This is a genomic window from Pseudoclavibacter sp. RFBI5 (assembly GCF_002931395.1).
Taxonomy (GTDB): domain Bacteria; phylum Actinomycetota; class Actinomycetes; order Actinomycetales; family Microbacteriaceae; genus Pseudoclavibacter.
Window position 1 is genome coordinate 77,255 of record NZ_PSYA01000012.1, and the last position, 22,677, is coordinate 99,931.

The following is a 22,677-nucleotide window of genomic DNA, read 5'->3' on the forward strand; positions in this document are numbered from 1 at the left end:
ACAGTGAACCCAGTGGCCCAGCACTCTGGAAGTCCGGTCCTCTTATGGATTGATAACTCTGGTCTATCGGTCCGAGTCCGATTGCCGCACCTGCGCCCGGTCGAGCATGCGCTGGACGAGTCTTCGCGCGGAGGGTGACACCCGGTCGGGGTGCCAAGCGAGCGCGGAGTAGCTGACGGGCCTGTCCACGATGGGGACGAACGTGATGCCCGGCCGGTCGTAGAGCCTGGTCATCGACGAGGTCGTGAAGCTCACGCCGATGCCGCGCGAGACCATCGTCGTCTCAGTCTCGTAGGTCGCAGCCTCACCGGCGATCAACGCTGGCTTGCCGTGTCGCGCGTCGGCAGCCATCCAGTAGTCTCGCCAGGCTCCTGCCGATTCGGGGGCGACGATCAGCGGCTCGTCGAGGAGCTCCTCGATCCGCAGCTCGCTCTTGCCCGCGAGCCGGTGCGCCCTCGGCAGACAGGCCACCCAGGTCTCCTCCTCCACCACTGCGATCTCCAGCCCGAACGCCCCGACAGGAGGGCGGATGAGCGCGATGTCGGACTTCCCACTCGCGAGCCCGGCCGTCGGGTCGGCGAAGTCGTATTCCGTCATCTCGATCGTGATGCCCGGCAGGTCCCGCTCCACGTCCTCGAGCAGGGTGAAGAGGAGATCCGCTCCCGTCCCGATGAGATACCCGATGCGCACTTCGGCGTGATCGATGAGCGTCGAGGCGATGTCGAGGGTCTCGTCCACAGCGCGCAGCGCCGCACGCACATGGGGGAGCCACTCGCGTCCGAATGCGGTCAGCGTGACGGACCGGGTGTCGCGGTCGAAGACCTTCGCACCCAGCTGCTCCTCCAGTTGACGGATGGCGGAGGAGAGGGCGGGCTGGGTGATGAAGAGCTTCTCGGCAGCTCGCCGATAGTTCAGGTCCGCTGCGACCGCGTTGACGTAGCGAAGCTGCCGCAGGGTCACGTCTCCGGTCATCGCTCCTCCAAGAGTCAGTGATAGATGCAGCTTATGAACTCATCGTAGCTTCGTCTTTCCGCTCGGAGAGATTCGAGATCAGGATGAAGTCACTCACACGACTTCATTTGAGGAGCAGAACATGGGCGTTCACAGCGGGTCGCATTCGATCGACACACCCGCGCGGCAGGAGTTCTTCGACATCACCGACGAGGCGCAGACGTTCCTCGCCGAGCTCGGTGCCAGAAATGGACTCCTCACCGCCTACACGGCGCATACGAGCTGCACGGTCTTCCTCCAGGAGGAATCCGAAGACGTGACGTATTACGGCACGCAGCTGATTCTGCAGGACACACTCAACGTCCTCGCGAAGATCGCTCCCCCTACTCGCCATGAGGGCCAGTACCTGCATCCGGGGCCGATCCACATCGAGAACGCCGCCGCGCTGCGCGATGAGCTGCCCGAATGGGGCCTCAACACCGACGGTCACATCATCTCGTCGATCCTCGGCCGTTCCGAGGTCATTCCCGTCGTCGATGGCGCGGCCGTACTCGGTGAGTTCGGACGCATCTACTTCGGCGATCTCGACGGTGTGCGCCCGCGCACACGCGTCGTGCACTTCCAGTTCATGGGTGAATGATGATGCTCGTCTACGCCATCGACGTCGGCACCACCAACCTCAAGGTCGTGCTCTATGACGAGCGGCTCGCGGTTCTTGCGAGCGCATCCGGGCCCGTGAGCTACGAAAGGTCAGGCGACCGCGTCGAGTTCGATGCCGAAGCGCTGTTCCAGACCATCCTGGCGCTCGTGGCCGATTGCGCGCGGCGCGCGGCGGTGACAACTCGAGAGCACGACGCAGTACTCGCGTTCACGGGACAGGCGGAGTCGCTGGTTCTCGTGGATGCCTCCGGTCGTCCCGTACGTCCAGCCCTCTCCTGGCTGGATAACAGAGCCGGTGTCGAGGCCGAGCTCATGGCTGCGTCGTTCTCAGCTGACGCCGCGTTCGAGACCAGCGGGCAGCCATTCGCGTCAGCTGCCTGGCCCGCCGCCAAACTGCGCTGGCTGCGAGCGCACGAGCCGGAGACGATGGCGGGAACCCACGAGGTGCTGATGGTGAAGGACTATCTCATCCGCTGCTTCACTGGTCGCAGCGTTGGCGAGGTCTCGACACGTGGTTTCACGTACCTGTGGGATGTCCGACGATCCGAGTACTGGGCAGAGATGCTCGAGTTCTGCGGCATCACCTCGGACCAGCTGCCTGAGGTCGCCGCTGCCGGCTCCGATGTCGGCCCAGTCATGCCGGATGTCGTCGCTCAGCTGCCGGAAGCTGTCGCGTATCGGGTGAACGTGGGGGCGCTCGACCACTTCTGTGCGATGGCAGGAACCGGCTCCTACCGGGCTGGCATCATCAGCGAATCCGCCGGAACGGTGCTCTCGCTCTCGATGCTCGCGAGCGACTGGCGCTTCGATCCCAGCCGCAGGATCTCGTTCCACACCGGACTCCACCCCGACGACATCGTCCTCTTCAACGGCGCAGACAGCGGAGGGGTTGTTCTCGAGTGGTTCAGAAGGGAAGGTCTCCAGAACCTCTCCCATGCAGAGCTCGAACGCGAGCTCACCTCCCGATCGGCGTTGGGCGTGCCCGTCTTCCTGCCCTACCTGACAGGCCTGAATCCGCCCGATTACCTTCCGGATGCTCGCGGAGCTTTCGTGGGCATCTCTCTCAGCCATGACCGCTTCGACCTCGCCTACGCGGTCGAAGAAGGCCTCGCCCACCTGTTGAAACGCAACATCGACTCTTTCACTGGAGCGCGTGCGCAGCAGATCGTGTCCACCGGCGGTGGCACTGCATCGACCTTCAGGAACCAGCTCAAGGCGGACGTCTGCGAGGTGGACGTCGTCGTCCCCAACGAGCGGGAGGCGACCTGCAGAGGCGCCGCGGTTCTCGCCCTCGTCGCGGCAGGAGAGCTCGCGAGCATCCACGACGCGGCGAAACTCAACCCACCGCTGACCGCGCGCTACCAGCCGTCTCACGGGCGGTCCAGGACCGAACTCGTCAACCGTGCCGAGCGCTACGCGCTGTTCGAAGACTCCCTGCAGCGCCTCTACGCGACCTGACACCTGCACCAGCGTGCAGACGACGACCTGAAAACCACCTCACACGAGGTCGAGAAAAATGGAGTGAAGATGAAACTGTGCTGCTCGTCGCCGATGGTTCCCGGCGCGACTCTCACGGAGAAGGCGGAACGCCTCTCGGCCTGGGGGTACGACACGATCGCGATCTTCCAGCCGTTCGCCGATTGGAACGACGACATCCGATCGGAGCTCGGCGAGCTCGAGTCGCAGACCGGGGTGCGTCCAGTCGAGTTCGTACTGACCGACGACGTCTACGGCAACGCCATGTCCCCCGACGCGGATCTCCGGGACCGATGCCGAGGGATGTACCTGGAAGCGGCATCGGTTTGCGCTGAGCTTGGCCTCGTCACCGAGATCGAGTTCGAGTACGGCGCCCAGAATCCCTTGCCCCTCTTCGACCCGTTCCTGCAGCTCGACTCCCGCCAGCAGGAGGGCTTCCTGAACTTCTACGCCCAGATGCTCGACGTCGTTGACGGGACCGCCGGGCGCGTGCTCCTCGAACCGCTCAACCGGTACGAGAGCCGGTACCTCAACCGCGCCTCTGACAACGTCCACCTCCTCGAGATGATCGACCATCCGAGCGCCGGCCTCCTCCCGGACACGTTCCACATGTCGATCGAGGAAGCGGACATCGCCGCGACGCTGCGTCAGTGCGGTGGCCACGTCAAGCAGGTGCACCTCGGGGAGAACAACCGACTCCTTCCAGGTCATGGCTCGCTCGACTGGCCCTCGATCATCGGAGCCCTCCGAGACATCGGCTACACGGGCTCGCTGAATCTCGAATGCTCCACTCACGGCGATCCTGAGCGGAGCCTGCCGGAGACAGCCCGCTTCCTGCGGGCACTGATCGACGCATGAACAGGCTCCTCACTCCGCCGTTCTTCGAGATCGGACCGAAGAACCTGCTGCGTCAGACCGAGATCGAGGCGCTGGCCGTCGCAGCGGGAGCAGCGGGGGCCGAACACGAAGTCGACGTCGTCCTGACCGTCCCGAACGCACTCGTCACGCGAACCGCAGAGCTCGATTCAGGCGTGCTCGTCTTCGCGCAGGCCATGGACGCGGACACGATCGGCGCCACCTTCGGTTCCACGACCGCGGAGGCGCTCGTCGACGCGGGCGCCGACGGCGTCATGCTCAATCACGAGAGCCGCCAACTCGACCCAGGAACACTCGCCGAAACCGTGTCCCGCGCTCACGAGGTTGGGCTGCTCACCATCGTCTGCGCTGGCACGATCGGCGATGCCGTTCGCTTGTCGCTCCTGAACCCGACGGCGATCCTCTTCGAACCGCCCGCACTCATCGGGACCTCGGGTGCTGTCAGCCGCTCCTGGATCCCCGAAGCGAATACGGCGGTCCGCGACACCGGCGGGGCAGTTCTCATGATGCACGCGGGAGGCGTCGCCTCCCCCACCATCGCCAGGCACATCATGGCCGCCGGCGCGGACGGCACGGGATCGACGAGTGGCGTGCTCGGTGCGCACGACCGGTCGGACGCAGCTCGCACGTTCATCGCATCCACCAGACAGGGGTTCGACGAGGCACTCGCCTCTCCCCAGCACGTCCACCACAACGAAGGAGACAGAACATGAGCAGAGAACTTGCAGGCAGGACCGCAGTCGTCACGGGTGGCGGCCGAGGGATCGGGCTCACCGTCGCCCGTTCACTTGCCGAGAACGGCGCCGACGTCGCGCTCCTCGATCTTCTCGACAGCGTCGAGGACACCGCAGCACAGCTCGCAGACGAGTTCGGTGTCAAGGCCGTCGGGCGGAGACTCGATGTCGTCGATCAGGACGCGACAGCGGCCGTCTTCGCGGAGATCACGGAACTGCTGGGCACCCCGCAGATCCTCCTCACAGCGGCCGGCATCGAGATCAACGGCGACTCGATCGACGTCACCGCAGCCCAGTGGCGGAAGGTCATCGATGTGAACCTGACGGGGACGTTCTTCTCCGCGCAGGCCTTCGGCGCGGGTCTCCTGAAGTCAGGGCTTCCGGGGAGCGCCGTCCTCATCGCATCCATGTCGGGCTCCATCGTCAACGTGCCGCAGTGGGCCGCCTCCTACAACTCGTCGAAGGCAGCAGTCGCCCATCTCGGAAAATCCCTGGCTGTCGAATGGGCCAGTGCAGGCATCCGCGTCAACTCGATCGCGCCCGGCTACGTCCTCACCGACCTCACCCAGCAGATCATCGACCGCGAGCCGGAACTCCTCGAGGACTGGGTCTCCCGCATCCCGCTCGGCCGCATGGCCACCCCCGCAGACCTCACCGGCCTCGTTCGCTTCCTTGCCTCGGACGCTTCGAGCTACCTCACCGCGCAGCAGATCGTCATCGACGGCGGGTACACGGCGATCTGACCGATCTCGTGTGCTGGCAACCCCACGCACACGGCGGGCCCCACGCTGCAGTCCTCCCTGCAGCATGGGGCCCGCCGCCCTCCACGCTCTGTCGCGGTCTGATGTACCCCCGCGCCGGGCTACTTCACGTAGCCGTTGGGGTTGAGCACGTACTTCTTCGGCGCGCCCGCATCGAAGTCGGCGTAGCCCTTCGGAGCCTCGTCGAGCGTGATCGGCGTCGCCTGCACGGCGTCGGCGATCTTCACCTTGTCGAAGAGGATCGCCTGCATGAGCTGCCGGTTGTACTTCATGACCGGGCACTGTCCGGTCGTGAACGACAGCGACTTGGCCCAGCCGAGGCCGAGCCGGATCGACAGCGAGCCGACCTTCGCCGCCTCGTCCACTCCGCCCGGGTCACCCGTCACATACAGGCCGGGAATACCGAGGGCACCACCAGCCTCCGTCACCGTCATGAGCGAGTTCAGCACCGTCGCCGGCGCCTCGTGCCCCGCATCGGAACCGTGCCCGCGAGCCTCGAAGCCCACAGCGTCCACACCGCATTCGACCTCCGGCACGCCGAGGATCTGCTCGATCTGCTCACCGGGGTCGCCCTTCGAGACATCCACCGTCTCGCAGCCGAACGACCGCGCCTGCGCGAGGCGCTCTTCGTTGAGGTCGCCGACGATGACGCACGCGGCGCCGAGCAGCTGCGCGCTGACTGCCGCAGCGAGTCCCACCGGACCGGCGCCGGCGATGTAGACCGTCGACCCTGGGCCGACCCCTGCGGTGTAGGCACCGTGGAAGCCCGTCGGGAAGATGTCGGAGAGCATCGTCAGATCGAGGATCTTCTCGAGTGCCTGGTCACGGTCCGGGAACTTCAGGAGGTTCCAGTCGGCGTACGGCACCAGCACGTACTCCGCCTGCCCGCCGACCCAGCCGCCCATGTCGACGTAGCCGTACGCGCTGCCGGGGCGGTCCGGGTTCACGTTGAGGCAGATGCCCGTCTTGCCCGACTTGCAGTTGCGACACCGCCCGCACGCGATGTTGAACGGAACCGACACGATGTCGCCGACCTTGATGAACTCGACGTCCGGGCCGACCTCGATAACCTCACCCGTGATCTCGTGACCGAGCACGAGGTCGACCGGAGCGGTCGTGCGACCGCGCACCATGTGCTGGTCGGACCCGCAGATGTTCGTCGTCACGGTGCGCAGGATGGCCCCGTGCCGCACCTGGCGACCCACGTTCGCCGGGTTCACGCCCGGTCCATCCTTCAGCTCGAACTCGGGATACGGGATGTCGATGACCTCGACCTCGTTCGGCCCCTTGTACGCGACGGCTCTGTTACTCGCCATGATCTCTCCTTTGAGTTGAGCGGGTTCTGCATGCGGTGCACACGACGGTGCAACCCTGCGAACGTCTCTGTTACGCAGTGTTTCGAGGCTATTGGCCGCCCTCAGGGCACGCCAGGATTCGGGGCAGATGACCAGCGGATGCACAGACTCAGGCCCGGGTGATCTGCTCCGTCGACTTCCCAGCGCGTTCGGAATACGCCGGATACCCCATCGGTTGTTGTAGCTGCAAGCATCCACTTCTCGGAAGGAACAGCAAGCATGGCAATCGTCATCACCGGCGCGACCGGACAGCTCGGAACCCTCGTCATCGACAGCCTCCTCGAGCGCGGCGCGACCCCCACCGAGATCGTCGCCGGCGGCCGCAACGCCGAGCGACTCGCGCAGCTCGCAGCGAAGGGCGTTCGCACCGCCACCATCGACTACTCGCAGCCCGACACCGCGACCGCCGCCATCAACGAAGGCGACACCGTCGTGCTCATCTCCAGCAGTGAAGTGGGCACCCGCGTCGCGCAGCACGAAGCGGTCATCGACGCGGCGAAGGCCAAGGGCGCGGCCCGCATCGTCTACACGAGCGTCCTCGGCGGCGACCCGGATGCCCTCATCCTCGCGCCGGAGCACGTCGCGACCGAGTCGCTCATCCGCGAATCCGGCCTTCCCTCCACCATCGCGCGCAACGGCTGGTACACGGAGAACTACGTCGCCGACATCGCCCAGGGCGAGACGACGGGGGTCATCGTCAACAGCGCAGGCAAGGGCCGCGTCGCCAGCGCCTCCCGCGCCGACTACGCCGCCGGCATCGCCGCGATCGCCCTCGAAGACGGCCACGAAGGCAAGGTCTACGAGTTCTCCGGCGACAAGGCCTGGGACTTCGAGGAGTTCGCGAAGACCCTCGCCGACGCGATCGGCCGCGACGTCGAGTACCGCGCCCTCACCACGGAGGAGCACAAGGCCGCCCTCACCTCGAACGGGCTCGACGAAGGCACCATCGGCTTCATCACGGGCCTCGACGCGAACATCCGCGACGGAGGGCTGGCCCTGACCACCGGCGACCTCTCCCGAGTTTCCGGACGCCCCACGACGACGCTCGCCGAGACGCTCCGCACCCTCACCGCGTAGGCGGCGCCACCTGAGCAGCTTCACCCGCGGCATGGCCGACGGTCTGACCGACGGTCCGGCTCACGCCACGACGACCCTCGCTTTCGGGATGGGTTTCGCGCCTGCGGATGGCTTGCAGAGCATCCGCAGGCCCGAAACCCACCCGGAGACGGTCATGGGTTGCGGGTCCGACGGCCCCGCGACGGATGCGCGCGGTTGCTACCGGAGCGGCTGCGGGGCGAGCGAGCGCGGTCGGCTGATCGAGAACAGCTCGGGAGCTGCACCGGCACCGTTCTCGGCGAGGTCGGCCCCGAGGCGGCCGATCGAGGGAACGAACTTGAACCCCTCCCCCGCGAAGCCAGCGAGCACCACGATGCGGCCGACCCGGTCGATCACGAACCTGGCGTCGTCGGTCGTCGTGTAGGTGCAGCTGATCGGGTCGGCGCTGTCCGCGTCGACGCCGGGCAGCCAGTCCCGCGCGTACTGCCTGATGCCGTCGAGCTGCGCGGACACCGGCAGGAAGTCCCGCGAGTCCGGATCGACGACGGGCCCGACCCCGTGCCATCCCGCCTTGATCCCCTCGCCGGGGGTGAGCATCCCGTACACGGGCGAGAGCCACCCCTCGTAGCCGGGCCTCCCGAGCGCCGGCAGGTGGTTGAAGCTCGGCCAGTCGACGTACCCGTTGAACTCGCGGAAGTGCACGGGCGCCTCCTGCGTGACGCGCAGGCGCGGCAGCTCGACGGCCCCGCCGAGCAGCGTGCGGGTCCACGCGTTCACCGCAGAGACGACGACCTTCGCCGTGATCGTCTCGCGCGCGTGACCGCGATGCTCTGCCTCCTCACCCCAGGAGTGCGCCTCGACGACCACGTGTTCGGCCTGCTCGACGACGTTCACTGCTCGCATGCCCCAGCTCAGCTCCGCGCCGCTCGCAGCGGCCAGCTCGGCCATGCTCGTGAGCGCATCCGCTGCCCGCACGCGTCCCGCCCTCGGGAGGTGCAGCACCTCGGTGTCGAAGCGGATGCCAGGCCACCGTTCGCCCGCATCCTGCGTCGAGAGCAGCTCGGCCGGTTCGCCGCTCGCGGAGATCGCGCCGTGCACCTCGGGGCTCGCCGCCCCCGGTCCGTGGTTCACGAGACCAACGAGGTCGAGGATCTGGCGGCCCGAGTCGAGCCCGAGCTCGCCCCACAGCGCCCGAGACTCGTGCAGCATCGCGACGAGATCCGGCTGCGTGTACGACGTGTTGAAGTTGCGGGTCGCCCCGTGGGATGCGCCCATGTGGTGACCGGGCTGGAACTGCTCGAGTAGGCGCACGCGCCTGCCGCGCCTCGCCAGCTGCCACGCGGTCGACAGGCCCATCGCGCCGCCGCCGATGATGAGCACGTCAACGTCAGTCATGACCCCACGCTACCCGCACTCAACTCGGGCGCTTTCCTCGGTACCATGGCGGAATGCTCACCGTCTCCGGTCAGCGGGAGAAGATCCTCACCGCGTATATGAACCTGCTCGTCGACTCCGGCGTGCGCGGGACGACTCTCGAGGCCGTTGGCACCACCTGCAAGCTCTCCAAGGCCGGGGTGCTGCACCATTTCTCGTCGAAGCAGGCGCTCGGGGATGCGCTCCTCGAAGAGCTGCGGGGGCAGGCACGCGTCGACGCCGACAACATGCTCGCCGACCTCGACAACGCCGTCTCGTACTACATCGTCTCGTCGCAGGATCGGGACAGCCTCCTCGAACGGCTCGTGGAAGCGGTGTACCGCCTCGCGCAGACCGGTGACAAGGACGCGCTCGACGTGCTCCGCCAGTGCCGCGCGGGCTGGTTCGACGCCCTGGTTCGGGCTATCGGCGACGCCTCGGTCGCTCGGCTCGTGCTGTTCGTCGGTGACGGCATGAACCACAACGCGCTGCTCAGCGTGGGCTCGGAGAACGAGAAGTTCATCAACGCGGAGTCGACAGCCGAGATCATGGACGCGATCGCGCAGCTGCGCGCCTAGGGCCAGCAGCAGCGCAGCCTGCGGGGCGGGTCGGGTCCCTCGCTCACGCCGACTGCAGCGCCTGCGCGGAAACACAACCGTTACGACGGGATGCGGGAAAACTCTCGGCGCATCACCGACCAAATGGTAAGTTCGTGCTCACTCCGCGAACGCGGCAGGCCCTTTGATGCGGGAGACAACGATGACCAACGCACAGCCTGGCCCCATTACCGAGGCCCTCGCCACCCAGACGCCCATCGGCAAGGGGCTCGCCCCAGCACGACTCGGCATCTGGGGGTCGACTGTCATCGGCCTCGCCTCGACGGCGCCCCTCTTCTCCCTCGCCGCGACCCTCGGCTTCGTCGTGATCGCCGTCGGCGAGCAGGCTCCCATCGCGTTCATCCTCGCGTTCATCCCGATGATGTTCACGGCCTTCGCGTACCGCGAGCTCAACAACGAGCTCAACGACTGCGGCACCGTCTTCACCTGGGCGGCCAAGGCCTTCGGCCCTCGCACCGGCTGGATGTCGGGCTGGGCCCTCGCGGTCGCCGGGATCCTGGTCATGGCGAACCTCGCGGAGATCGCCTCCGTCTACATCCTGCTGCTCGTCGGAGACGGATCGCTCGCCGAGAACCGGGTCGTCGTGACGCTCTTCGGCGCCGTCATCATCGCCGTCATGACGTGGATCTCCATGCGCGGCATCGAGCTGGGCGAGAAGATGCAGGTCGTCCTGCTCGTCATCCAGTACGCGGCCATGGCGGCGTTTGTCGTCGGCTGCCTCGTCGGCTACTTCAACGGCACGGCGCCCGACCCGACGCCCGTCAGCATCGACTGGTTCAACCCGTTCCTCGCGGACGGCACCGGCATGGTGCAGGCGATCATCCTCGCTCTCTTCATCTACTGGGGCTGGGACACCTGCCTCGCCCTGACCGAGGAGACGAAGGACCCGAAGAAGACCCCGGGCCGCGCAGCCGTGCTCTCGACCGTGCTGCTGCTCATCACGTACGTCGGCATCACGATCGTCGTCATGATGTACGCCGGCCTCGGCGAGACCGGCACGGGCCTCGCCAACGAGGAGAACGCGGACGACGTCTTCTCGGTGCTCACCGACCTCGCGATGGGCCCGTGGGGCTGGTTCCTCGTGCTCGCCGTCGCCGTCTCTTCGCTGTCGTCATCGCAGACCACGATCCTGCCCACCGCCCGCGGCACCTTCGCGATGGGCGTGTACAAGGCGCTCCCGAAGCGCTTCGCCGTGGTGAGCGAGAAGTCGAAGACCCCGACGTTCTCGACGCTCCTCATGGGCATCGTCGCGATCGTCTACTACGTCGGCATGAGCTTCGTGTCGAACAGCGTGCTGCAGGACTCGATCCTCTCGATCGGCCTCGCCATCGCGTTCTTCTACGGCATCGCGAGCTTCGCCTGCATCTGGTACTTCCGCACGAGCCTCTTCACGTCGACCCGCAACTTCCTCTACCGGTTCCTGTTCCCGCTGCTCGGCGGCGTGTTCATGGTGTGGGCGTTCTTCCAGTCGGCGATCGACATGGCCAACCCCGAATACGGATACACGACCTTCTTCGGCCTCGGCAGCGCGTTCGTCATCGGCATCGGCTCGTTTGTCATCGGCTTCATCCTCATGTTCGTCTGGGCCGCAATGCCCGGCTCGAAGGACTACTTCGAGAAGCGCACCATCAACCGCCACTCGGCGATCCTCGCCCCGGAAGACTGACCCGCGGCCAGGGCGTCCCGCCTCTCGGCTGGGCACTCGAGCCGCACCGCATGACCTACCAACCGCAAGGTTCACACCGTGGACCGGGCAGCACATCCACCGCACGTGATCAGAGAAAGGCCTTTCGTGCATATCCTCATCATCGGTGCCGGAGGCGTCGGCGCAGCCGCTGCCCGCATCGCGAAGCGACGCAGCTTCTTCGACTCCTGCCTCATCGCCGACTACGACCCCTCCCGCCCGCAGGATCTCGTCGCCGAACTCGGCGACGACCGATTCCGCGCGGCCCAGGTGGATGCGTCCGACCCCGGTGCCGTCGAGGCGCTCGTGCGCGACAACGGCATCACCCACGTCCTCAACGCCGTCGACCCCCGCTTCGTGATGCCCATCTTCACCGGCGTCACCGGTGCCGGCGCGACCTACCTCGACATGGCGATGAGCCTCTCGAAGCCGCACCCCGAGCATCCGCACGAGCAGACCGGCGTGAAGCTCGGCGACGAGCAGTTCGAGCACGATGCGGCACTGAAGGAGCGCGGCGTCCTGGCGCTGTGCGGCATCGGCGTCGAGCCAGGCCTCTCGGACGTGTTCGCCCGCTATGCGGAAGATGAGCTGTTCTCGGAGATCGACGAGCTCGGCGTGCGCGACGGCGCCAACCTCACCGTCGAGGGCTACGACTTCGCCCCGTCCTTCTCGATCTGGACGACCATCGAGGAATGCCTCAACCCGCCCGTCATCTTCGAGCGCGAGCGCGGCTGGTACACGACGCCGCCCTTCAGCGAAGCTGAGGTGTTCGACTTCCCCGAGGGCATCGGCCCCGTCGAGTGCGTCAACGTCGAGCACGAGGAGGTGCTCCTCATGCCGCGGTGGACCGACGCGAAGCGCGTCACGTTCAAGTACGGACTCGGCCAGGAGTTCATCGACGTGCTCAAGACGCTGCACATGCTCGGCCTCGACAGCACCGACCCGGTCAGCGTCAAGGGCCAGCAGGTGTCGCCTCGCGATGTCGTCGCCGCGGTGCTGCCGGACCCCGCGAAGCTGGGCGACCGGATGCGCGGCAAGACCTGCGCGGGCCTCCTCGTGACCGGCAAGGGCAAGGACGGCGAGCCGAAGCAGGTGTACCTGTACCACGTGGCCGACAACGAGCAGACGATGGCGAAGGACAATTCGCAGGCCGTCGTCTGGCAGACCGCTATCAACCCGGTCATCGCCCTCGAGCTGCTCGCGACGGGCGTCTGGTCTGGTGCCGGCGTGCTCGCGCCCGAGGCGTTCGACGCGAAGCCGTTCCTGGAGCTGCTCGGCTCGGCGGAGCCCGCCGGCTACGGTTCGCCGTGGCACGTGCAGGACCGCAGCGCGGCGCTGTCCGCGTAAGCGCAGGGGTCCGCTGACCAACTTCAGTGCGATTTCGGGCCGAAAGCGCTGTTTTGACGCCGCTCGGCCCGATATTGCACTGAAGTTGGACAGCGACTGCGCAGCCGGGGCGCTCGACGGCAGCCGGTGGGCTCCGCTCCACACCCTGCCGCGCCCGCCGCCCGGCGGCCAAATTCCGTGATCAACGAGGCCAAGACGCTACTCTCAACGCGGCGAGCGCCGATCCATCACGCAAGTTGGCCGCATCAGCTGGCGAGCAACTCCTCGATCTCGGCGGCCGTCGGGATGCTCGGCGAGGCCCCGCGCTTCGAGACGGCGAGAGCACCAGCGGCCGCCCCGAACCGGATCGACGCTTCCAGCGATCGCCCGCCAGCGAGCGCAGCCCCGAGCGCACCGGCGAAGGCGTCGCCGGCCGCCGTCGTATCGACGGCCTCGACCTCGATCACGGGGAACGTCTCCGCGCGTTCGGGCGTCACGAGCGTCGTCCCGTCACCGCCGCGCGTGACGAGCACCGCCCCGACGCCGCGGTCGAGGAACCACCGTCCGGCCTCGACGGCGCTCGCCTCCGAGTCGACGACGATGCCCGTGAGCATCCGCGCCTCCGTTTCGTTGGGGGTGACGAGGTCGACGAGGCCCCACACCTCCTCGTCGAGAGGTGCGGCGGGCGCCGGGTCGAGGATCGTCGTGATCCCGGCATCCCGTGCCGTGCGCAGGATGCTCGCGGTCAGCCGCGCGGGCGTCTCGAGCTGGGTGAGCAGCACCGAGCTCGTGGCCGCGGAGTCGCGGATGCCCTGCACGACGGTCGCCTCATCGAGCGCGTCGTTCGCTCCCGGCACGATGACGATGGAGTTCTCGCCGCTCGCATCCACGCGGATGTGCGCGATACCCGTCTCCCCTGACACCGTCCGCAGCCTGTCGACACCCACGCCGGCGTCGACGAGCTCGCGCGTGACCATCGTGCCGAACGTGTCGTCGCCGACGCACGCGATGAACGAGGTGGATGCGCCAGCGCGGGCGGCCGCGACGGCCTGGTTCGCCCCTTTCCCCCCGAGGGCCAGGCTGAAGCTGTCGCCCCGCAGCGTCTCGCCGGGTTCCGGCGGCCGGGCGGAGAAGGCGGTGAGGTCGGCGGAGACGCTCCCGACGACAAGCACGCCGCTTCGGTTCGTGCCGCTCATGCGCGCTTCGAGCGCATCGCCTTGAGCTGCGTGAGCGACGCGTCGCCCGCCTTCTCCTCGTACTCGTCCGAGCCGAGCGGCACGAGCGCGACTCGCGCCTCATCGTCGGAGTGGATGCCCCACCCCCAGCGCTTCCCGAGGGGAGACGCGCGAAGGCACGCCTGGTCCTTGGCGAAGAAGGCGGCCCTGGCCGCGTCCCGCTCCTCAGCCGGTACCGCGTTGCGCACGGCGTAGGTCTCGAAGAGCACATCGTCGGACGTGTACTCATACGGGTGCGCGGCGATGAGGGCGTGCTGGAGGCTCGCGATGGTCGGCCCCTTCGCCGACTCGGGCGGCGCCTCAGCCTCGTCGACGGGGCAGTCGTCGGCGATCTGGATGAACGTGCTCGCGTAGTTCGTCGTTCCCATGGGCAGAGCCTACGGGGCGTGCATCGCAACACGCGGGGCTCGTCACGTCAGCGATGCGGGCGCAGGCTCCGAAGCCAGTCGTCGGCCTCGGCCTGCGACCGGAGACGGACCACGCGGAGGTTCGGCCGGGCCCGCTCGGCCGAGTCCACTCTCCGGCGAATCTTGGCGCGCCCCTTCCACCCCCACCGGACGATGTGCTCCGGATCGACGAGGATCGTGTGCAGGGGAGGCTCGACGTTGCCGTTCCACAGTTCGACGCGCCGCAGCCTTCTGCGGAGCGTGCGCCGCACGAGCCGCGACATGTGCGTCCAGACCGAGTAGTCGAGGAATACGAGCGTGTCAGCCCGGCTCGTGAGCAGGTCACCGAGCTGAGTCGCGTACTGCCACTCCGTGACCCAGCGCTCCTCGCTGGTGAACGCGTCGACGGACTCGAGGAACCCGCGCTGCACCGTCCATCCCGGGCCATGGAACAGGGCGTCGATCTCCGTGTGCGGGAGGTTCGCCGTGCGCTCCACCCGGCGCGCAACCGCCGTCTTCCCGACGCCGGCGGCACCCGCGATCAGCACACGCCGAGGGGCGGATTCCGGGGATCCTGCAGGAGCTGACACTCTGCAACCCTACGGTCGCCTTCCGGCACTCGCTGGCCGGGTGCCGCTCGAGCTCGCCCGGGGCGGTCGGCGGCGGAGACACGAAGATGGCCGGACACAGGGTGTCCGGCCATCTTGTGCGCGCTCAGGGGAGACGCGCAGCACGATCGGGGGATCGCGCCTCGGCCGCCGAAGCGACCTGGTTCGTCATTAGACGGCGAGCGTCGCCTGCACGTCGAGGTTGATCGTGACGGTGTCACCGAGCGTGAGGCCGCCGGCCTCGGTCGGTGCGTTCCAGTTGACGCCGAAGTCCTTGCGGTTGATCTTCGTGACAGCCTCGAAGCCGAGCTTCTTCTGGCCGTAGCCGTCGGTCGTGATGCCACCGAACTCGACATCGAACGTGACGGGCTTGGTGACGCCGCGGAGCGTGAGCTCGCCGTCGACCTTGACCGAGTCGCCCTCGACGCGCGTGGCGGAGGAGGCGAACGTGAAGGTCGGGAACTCCTCGGCAAGGAAGAAGTCGGAGGTCGCGAGGTGCTGGTCACGAGCAGGCTGCTTCGTGTTGACCGATGCGACCTCGACCTCGGCGTTGACCGTGGACTCCTCGATCGTCTCACCCGTCGTGATGGTGCCCGAGAAGGTCTCGAAGCCGCCACGGACCTTGCTGATCGCGAGGTGGCGAACGACGAAGCCGACCTCGGTGTGCGTGGGGTCGATGTTCCAGGTGCCGGCGGTCCAGCCGTTGATGTCTGCTGCGCTGATGCTCATGTCTTCTCCTGAAGGGTCGTTGGGTGCTGTCTCGGTCAAGTCCTGGACAACGTAACACATTGTTGCGGATACAAGTTATTCAAACGCATAGAACTGTGACGGTATTCCGACGCCCAGGGAAATCTTTGGGAAACGAGACGATAGCCTCGGCGGCCAGCCGTCCGAGCTAGCCCTGCTGCTGCTTCGCGGCGTCGCTGACCGACTTCATGAACCGCAGCACATTGTCATCCACGAAGATGTCGTTCGGCTGCAGCGGCCGCGACAGATGCAGCCCATCGAGCGCCCGGATGCGCGACAGGGCCACGTAGGTCTGCCCGGGCGAGAAGGCCCTCGCCCCGAGGTCGACGACGGCGCGATCGTAGGTCTTCCCCTGCGACTTGTGGATGGTCACCGCCCACGCGAGCCGCAGCGGGAACTGCGTGAACTCCCCCACCACGTCGCGCGACAGCTCCCGCGTATCCGGCGAGTACGAGTACTTCAGCTTCTCCCACACGAGGGGCTCCACCTCGTGCTCGTCGCCATCGATCTCGACGTAGACGGTCTTGTCGATGCGCGTGACCTCGCCGATCGAGCCGTTCACCCAGCGCCCGTCAGAGTCGTTGCGCAGGAACATGACCTGCGCGCCGACCTTCAGATCGAGGCGCTCATCCGCGGGGAAGTTGCGGCCGCCGAACTCCCCCGAGATGTCGGCGTTCGCGGTCATCGACGCCCCGGGCAGGCGCTCGAGGTTCTGCGCGTTGATGCGAGACACCTGCGCGTTGCGCGACGCGAGCGTGATCGTGCCGTCGGCCGGGGCGGGCCTCGCGCCCACCGTATTGAGGCGGTTCGCCATGTCGGCCGTGACCTGCCCGTACCTGACGGCCGTGAGGATGTTCTTGAACTCGTCCTCGTGCTGCCGGTGGATCTCGCGCAGGGCGTGGATGCGCAGCTCCGCCTCCTGCCACACCCTCGCGTCGAAGAACCACAGCGAACGGTAGTGGTCGCGGAAGTACGCGCGCTCATCGGGGTCCGACGGCGGCACCGGCGCCAGCTGGAATGGGTCGCCGAACATGACGAGCTGCACGCCGCCGAACGCCTCGTTCTTCCGCTGGCGCGCCTGCCGCAGCGAGCGGTCGATGGCGTCCATGAGGTCGGCGCTCACCATCGACACCTCGTCGATGACGAGCGTGTCGATCTTGTTGAGCAGCTTCCGCACATCCCCGTTCTGCTCGATGGGCGCATCCCCGATGACGCCGATCGGCAGCTTGAAGAGCGAGTGGATGGTCTGCCCGCCCACGTTGAGGGCCGCGACTCCCGTAGGTGCCGCGATGACGAGCTGCTTCGACGTGTGCCACGCGAGGTGGTTGAGGAGCGTCGACTTGCCCGTGCCGGCGCGCCCCGTCACGAACAGGTGCTCGCGCGTGTGCTCGATGGCGTCGAACACACCCTGCTGCTCCGGGGTGAGGACGATCGTCACTTGGTGGACTCCTGCTGCTGCTCGCGCTGGAGCCGCTCCTGCTTGCGCTTCTCCAGCGCCTCCGTGCGGTCGGCCATCACCTTGAGCTGCGCGTTGTACGCCTCGAGCTCCGCGTCGCCGTCACGGTCGGCCTTCCGGTCGCGCCGCTTCGCCTCCCGGTCGTCGGACCGGGACCACGAGTAGGCGACGAGCATCGCGAGGAGCACCGTCGGCACCTCGCCGACACCCCAGGCTATGGCACCGCCGATCTGCTGGTCGGTGATGGCATCCGCTCCCCACGGCCTGCCCATCGCGCCATACCAGTCGGCGAGCAGCAGGCCCGTGCCACTCATGATGCTGAGGCCGAAGAAGGCGTGGAACGTCATGACCAGCACGAGGGCGATGAGGCGCATCGGGTAGGGGGCGCGCGTGCCGATCGGGTCGATGCCGATGAGCGCGTTGGCGAAGAGGTAGCCGACGATGAGGAAGTCGGCGATCATCCACATGTGCCCGACGTGGTCGGTCACCGCCCAGCGGAACAGCGGCGTGTAGTAGAAGACGAGCAGCGAGCCCGCGAAGACGACGGCGGACACGATGGGGTGCGAGAAGAACTTCGCCCACCTCGAGTGCACGAACTTGAGCGCCCACTCGCGCGTGCCGAGGCTGCCGTCGTGGCGCGCGTGCACGCTGCGCAGGAGGAGCGTCATGGGGGCCGACAGCACGAACATGATCGGAACCAGCATGGTGAGGAACATGTGCTGCGTCATGTGGAAGCTGAAGACGAACTTTCCGTAGACGATGAGCGAGCCGTTGACGAGGTAGAGCAGAATCACGATGCCGAGGACAAACGAGATCGTGCGACCAAGCGGCCACTCGTCGCCGCGGCGACGCAGGCGCAGGACCCCGGCGATGTAGAAGAACAGGCCGAAGAGGCACAGCGTTGTCCACATCGGGTCGAGACGCCACTCGGTGAGCAGACGGAACGGCTCGAACTCAGGAGGCAGCAGCTCGCCCGTGAGCAGCTGCGCCGGCGTCGGGGCCGCGAGCTGGTCGGCCGTGACCTCCGTGACGGGCGACGGGGTGCGACCGAGCGCCGCGGCGGCACCGGACGCGATGCCCATGAAGGCGAGTTCGAGCGAGATGAGCCACACCATGGGCTTGCGAGTGGATGCTCCCTGCTCGACGGCAGCGCGCATCCGGTTGATGAGTCCCCGCCGCTGCGCCCAGCCGATGAAGCCGAGCACCACGAGCACAACCGCCTTCACGATGACGATGACCCCGTATGGCGAGGCGAGCTCGGCGAACGAGCCGATGTTGGCGACGCTCGCGACGACACCGGATGCGGCGACCACGATGAACGCGACGAGGGCGAGCGACGAGTAGCGCTCGATCACTGCGAGGCGGCGGACGTCCGGCATGCGCGGCGCGAGGATCGCGACGACGAGGAGGCCACCGAGCCAGAGCGCGGCGCCCATGTAGTGCAGGGTGATGCCACCCACGACGGTCTCGTGGTTCGCGGCGCCCGCGGCGTGGCCCTGCGCCCCGAGCGGCCACAGGCAGAAGAGCGAGAACGCGGCCGAGAGCCCGACCATCCACGGGCTGCGGCTCGCGAACACCACAACCGACAGCAGCAGCACCATGCCGAGCGCCAGCACCCACGCCTGGCCGAGCTCGAGCGAGGTGAAGAAGAAGAGGAGTCCCTGCCCGAAGGCGGCGTCGAGCGAGAACGCGGCGTTGGAGATCTGCAGGTAGGTGAGGAAGGCCGCAGCCGCCGTGGACACCACCCAGGCCGCGGCACCGGACGAGGCGATCGTCATGGCCCGCTCGAACTCGGGCTGCTTGCGACTCGCCGCCCACGCCGCCAGCACCAGGGCGCCGATTGTGACCGAGGCCGACAGGTTCAGCGCGAGACGCGCGACCGGCACACCCCACATGACGATGGGTCCAGGGTCGGAGACGATGAGCGGGGTCGCTCCGCCACCGTAGGCGAGCCCCCAGATGACCGCCACGAGGGCCGCGAGGAGGAAGATCGCCGGCCCGAGCACGATCATGCGCTTCGTGTGCAGCGACCAGGAGTCGGCGCTCGCGCGATTGCGCTCGGCCTTGCTGCCGCCCCTATCCGCAGTTGCCGCCGCCTCGATCGTGGAACCGGAATCGAGGGGCGTAGGCATGATCATCAAGTGTAGATCGTCGCTGGCGCTCGGGCTTGTCATCCACAGGGGAAGCGACCGGCTGGGACAAGAACGCGGGGCCGCTTCCGAGTGGAAGCGACCCCGCGTGCATTCAGGCGCGAAGACTACTTAGCTGCGGCCTTGAGCTTCGAGCCAGCCGAGATCTTGACGCCCTTCGAGGCGGCGATCTGGATGGCTTCACCCGTCTGAGGGTTGCGGCCGGTGCGCGCGGCACGAGCGGTCTGCTCAACGGAGAGCCAGCCCGGGATCGTGACCTTCGTGCCCTTGGCAACGTTCGAGGCGAGTTCGCTGAAGAGTGCGTCGAGGACGCTTCCAACAACAGCCTGGCTCTGGCCGGTCTCGGTCGCGATCGCGGCAACGAGTTCGGTCTTGTTCACAGTCTTGTCTGCCATATGTCCTCCTTAGGACGCAGCCCCGCCCTTGCGAGTGCAGCATGTTGGGTTCAGAAGTCCTGCAGTTCCGCGGGATTCCGCGGCAGGACCTTCGTCAACCTACCAAAACCAGGGCCTCTCGCTTGCAGATTCGCCTGACACGCCGCGTCTTGCCACGGAATTCACCGGTTCGTGGCCGTTCTGGACCGGATCGATGCCCGTATCGGCGCTTGATGGGCCCAAGCGGTGGCGTTGCCCCAGCAGCGACGGAGACCACTCAGCGCCGCTTGATCTCCGGGAAGTCGTCGTCGCGCCACTCGTCGGCGAGGCGGGTGCCATCGGCCTCGATCTCGCGATTGCGGAGTTCGACGCGACGGATCTTGCCGGACGCCGTCTTCGGCAGCTCGAAGAACTCGAGACGCCGAACCCGCATGTACGGCGGCATGACCGCGCGGGCGTGCCGGAGCACCTCGAGCGCGGTCTGCCGGTTCGACTCCCAGCCAGCCGCGAGCGTCACGTAGGCCTTCGTGATGTTGAGCTTCGTCGCGTCCGGCGCCCCGACGACACCCGCCTCCGCGACGGCATCGTGCTCCAGGAGGAGGCTCTCGACCTCGAACGGCGACACCTTGAAGTCGGACGACTTGAACACGTCGTCGGTGCGCCCGACGAAGGTGATGCATCCGTTCTCATCGCGCACCGCGACATCACCGGTGTGGAAGAAGCCGTCGCGCACCGCGTTGTCGGTCGCCGCGGGTGAGCCGAGGTACTCGGTCATGAGGTTCACGGGGCGCTCACCACGCATGTCGAGGCAGATCTCCCCCTCGTCGCCTTCGAGGCCTGTCACCGGGTCGAGGAGCACCACGTTCATGCCAGGCAGCGGATGCCCCATGGCACCCGGCTTGATGACATCGCCCGGCGCATTCGCGATGAGGGCGGTCGTCTCGGTCTGGCCGTAGCCGTCGCGGATCTCGAGCCCCCACCAGGCGTGGATGCGCGCGATGACCTCGGGGTTCAGTGGCTCACCGGCTGAGAGCAGCTCCCGCATCGCCCGGGGCTTCGCTGACCTGCCGTGCTGCACCAGGATGCGCCACACCGTCGGCGGGGCACAGAACGAGGTCGCGCCCGCCTTGTCGAGCTGGTCGAGCAGGAGGGCCGCGTCGAAGCGCTGGTAGTTGACGACGAAGACCGTCGCCTCGGCGTTCCAGGGCGCGAAGAAGCTGCTCCATGCGTGCTTGCCCCAGCCCGCCGCGCTGATCGCGAGGTGCACGCCGCCCGGCTCGACGCCGATCCAGTACATCGTCGAGAGGTGCCCGACGGGGTAGGAGCGGTGCGAATGGACCACGATCTTCGGGTGGCTCGTCGTACCGGAGGTGAAGTAGATGAGGGCGGCGTCGTCGCTTGCCGTCCGCTTCTCGATCGGCGCATCCGACGTGTCGTAGATGTCGTTGAAGTCGAGCCACGCCTCCCGCGCGGCCCCCTCGAGGCCAGCACCCACCTGCGCGATGCGGTAGCTGCCGAGGACGTTGTCGAACTTCACCGCGTCGGCCTCCTCGGCGATGACGAGACGCACCCTGGCACGTTCGACGCGATCGTCCAGGTCGTGCGGGCCGAGCACCACGGACGTGGGGAGAATGACGGCGCCGAGTTTGAGCGCGCCGAGCATCGCCTCCCAGAGCTCGCGGCGATTGCCGAGCATGAGCATGACGACGTCACCGCGGCGGATGCCCTGCGCCTCGAGCCAGTTCGCGACCCGGTTGGATCGCCGGCGCAGGTCGTCGAAGCTGTACTTCGCCTCGCTGCCGTCGTCCTCCACGATCCAGAGCGCGGTGCGGTCGTTGCCCTCGGCGATCTGGTCGAACCAGTCGAGCGCCCAGTTGAAGCTGTCTCCGACTTCGGGCCATTCGAACTCCCGGCTCGCGCGCCCAGCGTCTGTGCGGAGGGCGAGCAGCTGGTCACGTGCGCTGCGGAAGGCGTCTGCGCCTCGAACTTCTGACATGCGTGCCATTCTCACGCACCCCGCCGACAAAGACCTTCGCCGCGATAGGGCAGTTTTCTCCCATCCCCGCGGCCGAAACGGGAGGAAACTGCCCCATTCGCGGACCGGGCGGGGCGGGGCGCGGCGGGGCGGGGCGGGGCGCGGATAGGGCAGCTTCCTCCCACCCACGCCCCCAGGACGGGAGGAAACCGCCCTACTCACGGACCGGGCGGGGCAGGACGGGGCGGGATAGGGCAACTTCGCCCCATCCCCGCGCCCGAAACGGGAGGAAACTGCCCCATTCGCGGACCCGACGACCCGCGGACCGGCGCGGCGCGGGGCCGGACGGCGGGAGGCGCGGCGCGGCGCGGGGCCGGGCAGCTCCACCCCCCATCCATGACACCGCGGCTGGAGGAAACTGCCCTAATCACGGACCGGGCGGGGTAGGACGGGCCGGAATAGGGCAGCTTCATCCCATCCCCGCGCCCGAAACGGGAGGAAACTGCCCCATTCGCGGACCCGACGACCCGCGGACCGGCGCGGGGCCGGACGGCGGGAGGCGCGGCGCGGCGCGGCGCGGCGCGGGATAGGGCAGCTCCCCCCCATCCATGACACCGCGACTGGAGGAAACTGCCCCAATCACGGACCGGGCGGGGTAGGACGGGCCGGAATAGGGCAGCTTCACCCCATCCCCGCGCCCGAAACGAGAGGAAACTGCCCTACCTGCGGACCGGCGGACCGGCGGTCCGCAGGTAGGGCAGTTTCCTCCCGTTTCGGGCGCGGGGATGGGGTGAAGCTGCCCTATTCCGGCCCGTCCTACCCCGCCCGGTCCGTGAT

20 protein-coding genes are annotated in these 22,677 nt (G+C 67.5%); 9 read left to right on the plus strand and 11 right to left on the minus strand.

Features of this window, described 5'->3' with window-relative positions:
• Positions 1-63 precede the first annotated feature (63 nt).
• Positions 64-972, minus strand: coding sequence for a LysR family transcriptional regulator (locus C5E06_RS15420; protein WP_104300139.1), 909 nt, complete (start codon positions 970-972; stop codon positions 64-66).
• 121 nt (positions 973-1,093) lie between these two features.
• On the opposite strand from C5E06_RS15420, the gene C5E06_RS15425 reads away from it, so the two are divergent.
• From C5E06_RS15425 to C5E06_RS15445, 5 genes are all read left to right on the plus strand, one after another.
• Positions 1,094-1,591: a YjbQ family protein gene (locus C5E06_RS15425; RefSeq protein WP_104307494.1), complete on the plus strand. Its 498-nt coding sequence runs from the start codon at positions 1,094-1,096 to the stop codon at positions 1,589-1,591.
• Positions 1,588-3,069 carry an L-fuculokinase gene (locus C5E06_RS15430; protein WP_104307495.1) on the plus strand — a complete coding sequence of 494 codons (1,482 nt, stop codon included), beginning with the start codon at positions 1,588-1,590 and terminating at the stop codon, positions 3,067-3,069. The genes C5E06_RS15425 and C5E06_RS15430 overlap by 4 nt, the downstream gene beginning before the upstream one ends.
• Before the next feature lie 69 nt (positions 3,070-3,138).
• On the plus strand, positions 3,139-3,945 hold the full coding sequence (locus tag C5E06_RS15435; RefSeq protein ID WP_104307496.1) for a sugar phosphate isomerase/epimerase: 807 nt from the start codon (positions 3,139-3,141) through the stop codon (positions 3,943-3,945).
• Complete coding sequence (locus C5E06_RS15440) at positions 3,942-4,676, plus strand: triose-phosphate isomerase (RefSeq protein WP_104307497.1); 735 nt, start codon at positions 3,942-3,944, stop codon at positions 4,674-4,676. Before C5E06_RS15435 ends, C5E06_RS15440 begins: the two co-directional genes overlap by 4 nt.
• On the plus strand, positions 4,673-5,440 hold the full coding sequence (locus C5E06_RS15445) for an SDR family oxidoreductase (RefSeq protein WP_104243779.1): 768 nt from the start codon (positions 4,673-4,675) through the stop codon (positions 5,438-5,440). The genes C5E06_RS15440 and C5E06_RS15445 overlap by 4 nt, the downstream gene beginning before the upstream one ends.
• Before the next feature lie 119 nt (positions 5,441-5,559).
• Here the strand turns inward: C5E06_RS15445 and fdhA are convergent, their stop codons facing one another.
• Complete coding sequence (gene fdhA, locus C5E06_RS15450; protein ID WP_104243781.1) at positions 5,560-6,774, minus strand: formaldehyde dehydrogenase, glutathione-independent; 1,215 nt, start codon at positions 6,772-6,774, stop codon at positions 5,560-5,562.
• A gap of 258 nt (positions 6,775-7,032) precedes the next feature.
• Here fdhA and C5E06_RS15455 point away from each other — a divergent pair, with 258 nt between their 5' ends.
• Complete coding sequence (locus C5E06_RS15455) at positions 7,033-7,890, plus strand: SDR family oxidoreductase (protein ID WP_104243783.1); 858 nt, start codon at positions 7,033-7,035, stop codon at positions 7,888-7,890.
• 198 nt (positions 7,891-8,088) lie between these two features.
• On the opposite strand, the gene C5E06_RS15460 is transcribed toward C5E06_RS15455, so the two are convergent.
• Positions 8,089-9,264: an FAD-dependent oxidoreductase gene (locus C5E06_RS15460; RefSeq protein WP_104307498.1), complete on the minus strand. Its 1,176-nt coding sequence runs from the start codon at positions 9,262-9,264 to the stop codon at positions 8,089-8,091.
• A gap of 53 nt (positions 9,265-9,317) precedes the next feature.
• Between C5E06_RS15460 and C5E06_RS15465 the strand changes: the two genes are divergently transcribed.
• The 3 genes from C5E06_RS15465 to C5E06_RS15475 all read left to right on the plus strand — a co-directional run bounded on the left by C5E06_RS15465 (position 9,318) and on the right by C5E06_RS15475 (position 12,930).
• Positions 9,318-9,860, plus strand: a complete 543-nt coding sequence (locus tag C5E06_RS15465) for a TetR/AcrR family transcriptional regulator (RefSeq protein ID WP_104243787.1) — start codon at positions 9,318-9,320, stop codon at positions 9,858-9,860.
• A gap of 181 nt (positions 9,861-10,041) precedes the next feature.
• Positions 10,042-11,565 carry an APC family permease gene (locus tag C5E06_RS15470; RefSeq protein WP_104243789.1) on the plus strand — a complete coding sequence of 508 codons (1,524 nt, stop codon included), beginning with the start codon at positions 10,042-10,044 and terminating at the stop codon, positions 11,563-11,565.
• Between the two features lie 126 nt (positions 11,566-11,691).
• Positions 11,692-12,930, plus strand: a complete 1,239-nt coding sequence (locus C5E06_RS15475; RefSeq protein WP_104243791.1) for a saccharopine dehydrogenase family protein — start codon at positions 11,692-11,694, stop codon at positions 12,928-12,930.
• A gap of 245 nt (positions 12,931-13,175) precedes the next feature.
• On the opposite strand, the gene rbsK is transcribed toward C5E06_RS15475, so the two are convergent.
• The 8 genes from rbsK to C5E06_RS15515 all read right to left on the minus strand — a co-directional run bounded on the left by rbsK (position 13,176) and on the right by C5E06_RS15515 (position 21,861).
• Positions 13,176-14,105, minus strand: a complete 930-nt coding sequence (gene rbsK, locus C5E06_RS15480; protein WP_104307499.1) for a ribokinase — start codon at positions 14,103-14,105, stop codon at positions 13,176-13,178.
• Entirely contained in the window at positions 14,102-14,512 is a 411-nt protein-coding gene (locus C5E06_RS15485) for a DUF6157 family protein (RefSeq protein ID WP_104243794.1), read from the minus strand. Before C5E06_RS15485 ends, rbsK begins: the two co-directional genes overlap by 4 nt.
• 47 nt (positions 14,513-14,559) lie before the next feature.
• The gene (locus C5E06_RS15490; RefSeq protein ID WP_104307500.1) at positions 14,560-15,120 is read right to left on the minus strand and encodes an AAA family ATPase; all 561 of its coding nucleotides are present in this window, start codon (positions 15,118-15,120) and stop codon (positions 14,560-14,562) included.
• A 189-nt stretch (positions 15,121-15,309) separates the two neighbouring features.
• On the minus strand, positions 15,310-15,867 hold the full coding sequence (locus tag C5E06_RS15495) for a YceI family protein (protein ID WP_104243798.1): 558 nt from the start codon (positions 15,865-15,867) through the stop codon (positions 15,310-15,312).
• A gap of 166 nt (positions 15,868-16,033) precedes the next feature.
• Entirely contained in the window at positions 16,034-17,323 is a 1,290-nt protein-coding gene (locus C5E06_RS15500; RefSeq protein WP_104243800.1) for an ATP-dependent RecD-like DNA helicase, read from the minus strand.
• Positions 17,320-19,473, minus strand: coding sequence for a cytochrome c oxidase assembly protein (locus C5E06_RS15505; RefSeq protein WP_228496663.1), 2,154 nt, complete (start codon positions 19,471-19,473; stop codon positions 17,320-17,322). Before C5E06_RS15505 ends, C5E06_RS15500 begins: the two co-directional genes overlap by 4 nt.
• Before the next feature lie 125 nt (positions 19,474-19,598).
• Positions 19,599-19,886 (minus strand): HU family DNA-binding protein, encoded by a 288-nt coding sequence (locus C5E06_RS15510; RefSeq protein ID WP_068483913.1) that lies wholly within the window; start codon positions 19,884-19,886, stop codon positions 19,599-19,601.
• Between the two features lie 256 nt (positions 19,887-20,142).
• Positions 20,143-21,861 carry an AMP-binding protein gene (locus C5E06_RS15515; RefSeq protein ID WP_104307504.1) on the minus strand — a complete coding sequence of 573 codons (1,719 nt, stop codon included), beginning with the start codon at positions 21,859-21,861 and terminating at the stop codon, positions 20,143-20,145.
• Positions 21,862-22,677 lie beyond the last annotated feature (816 nt).

What these genes read in the sequence shown, in the direction of transcription:
- C5E06_RS15445 (WP_104243779.1), top strand. Translation starts at nt 4,673, where the DNA reads ATGAGCAGAGAACTTGCAGGCAGGACCGCAGTCGTCACGGGTGGCGGC.
- C5E06_RS15505 (WP_228496663.1), bottom strand. Translation starts at nt 19,473, where the DNA reads ATGCCTACGCCCCTCGATTCCGGTTCCACGATCGAGGCGGCGGCAACT.
- C5E06_RS15510 (WP_068483913.1), bottom strand. Translation starts at nt 19,886, where the DNA reads ATGGCAGACAAGACTGTGAACAAGACCGAACTCGTTGCCGCGATCGCG.
- C5E06_RS15485 (WP_104243794.1), bottom strand. Translation starts at nt 14,512, where the DNA reads ATGGGAACGACGAACTACGCGAGCACGTTCATCCAGATCGCCGACGAC.
- C5E06_RS15495 (WP_104243798.1), bottom strand. Translation starts at nt 15,867, where the DNA reads ATGAGCATCAGCGCAGCAGACATCAACGGCTGGACCGCCGGCACCTGG.
- C5E06_RS15440 (WP_104307497.1), top strand. Translation starts at nt 3,942, where the DNA reads ATGAACAGGCTCCTCACTCCGCCGTTCTTCGAGATCGGACCGAAGAAC.
- C5E06_RS15425 (WP_104307494.1), top strand. Translation starts at nt 1,094, where the DNA reads ATGGGCGTTCACAGCGGGTCGCATTCGATCGACACACCCGCGCGGCAG.
- C5E06_RS15470 (WP_104243789.1), top strand. Translation starts at nt 10,042, where the DNA reads ATGACCAACGCACAGCCTGGCCCCATTACCGAGGCCCTCGCCACCCAG.
- C5E06_RS15460 (WP_104307498.1), bottom strand. Translation starts at nt 9,264, where the DNA reads ATGACTGACGTTGACGTGCTCATCATCGGCGGCGGCGCGATGGGCCTG.
- C5E06_RS15435 (WP_104307496.1), top strand. Translation starts at nt 3,139, where the DNA reads ATGAAACTGTGCTGCTCGTCGCCGATGGTTCCCGGCGCGACTCTCACG.
- C5E06_RS15515 (WP_104307504.1), bottom strand. Translation starts at nt 21,861, where the DNA reads ATGTCAGAAGTTCGAGGCGCAGACGCCTTCCGCAGCGCACGTGACCAG.
- rbsK (WP_104307499.1), bottom strand. Translation starts at nt 14,105, where the DNA reads ATGAGCGGCACGAACCGAAGCGGCGTGCTTGTCGTCGGGAGCGTCTCC.
- C5E06_RS15430 (WP_104307495.1), top strand. Translation starts at nt 1,588, where the DNA reads ATGATGATGCTCGTCTACGCCATCGACGTCGGCACCACCAACCTCAAG.
- fdhA (WP_104243781.1), bottom strand. Translation starts at nt 6,774, where the DNA reads ATGGCGAGTAACAGAGCCGTCGCGTACAAGGGGCCGAACGAGGTCGAG.
- C5E06_RS15455 (WP_104243783.1), top strand. Translation starts at nt 7,033, where the DNA reads ATGGCAATCGTCATCACCGGCGCGACCGGACAGCTCGGAACCCTCGTC.
- C5E06_RS15465 (WP_104243787.1), top strand. Translation starts at nt 9,318, where the DNA reads ATGCTCACCGTCTCCGGTCAGCGGGAGAAGATCCTCACCGCGTATATG.
- C5E06_RS15420 (WP_104300139.1), bottom strand. Translation starts at nt 972, where the DNA reads ATGACCGGAGACGTGACCCTGCGGCAGCTTCGCTACGTCAACGCGGTC.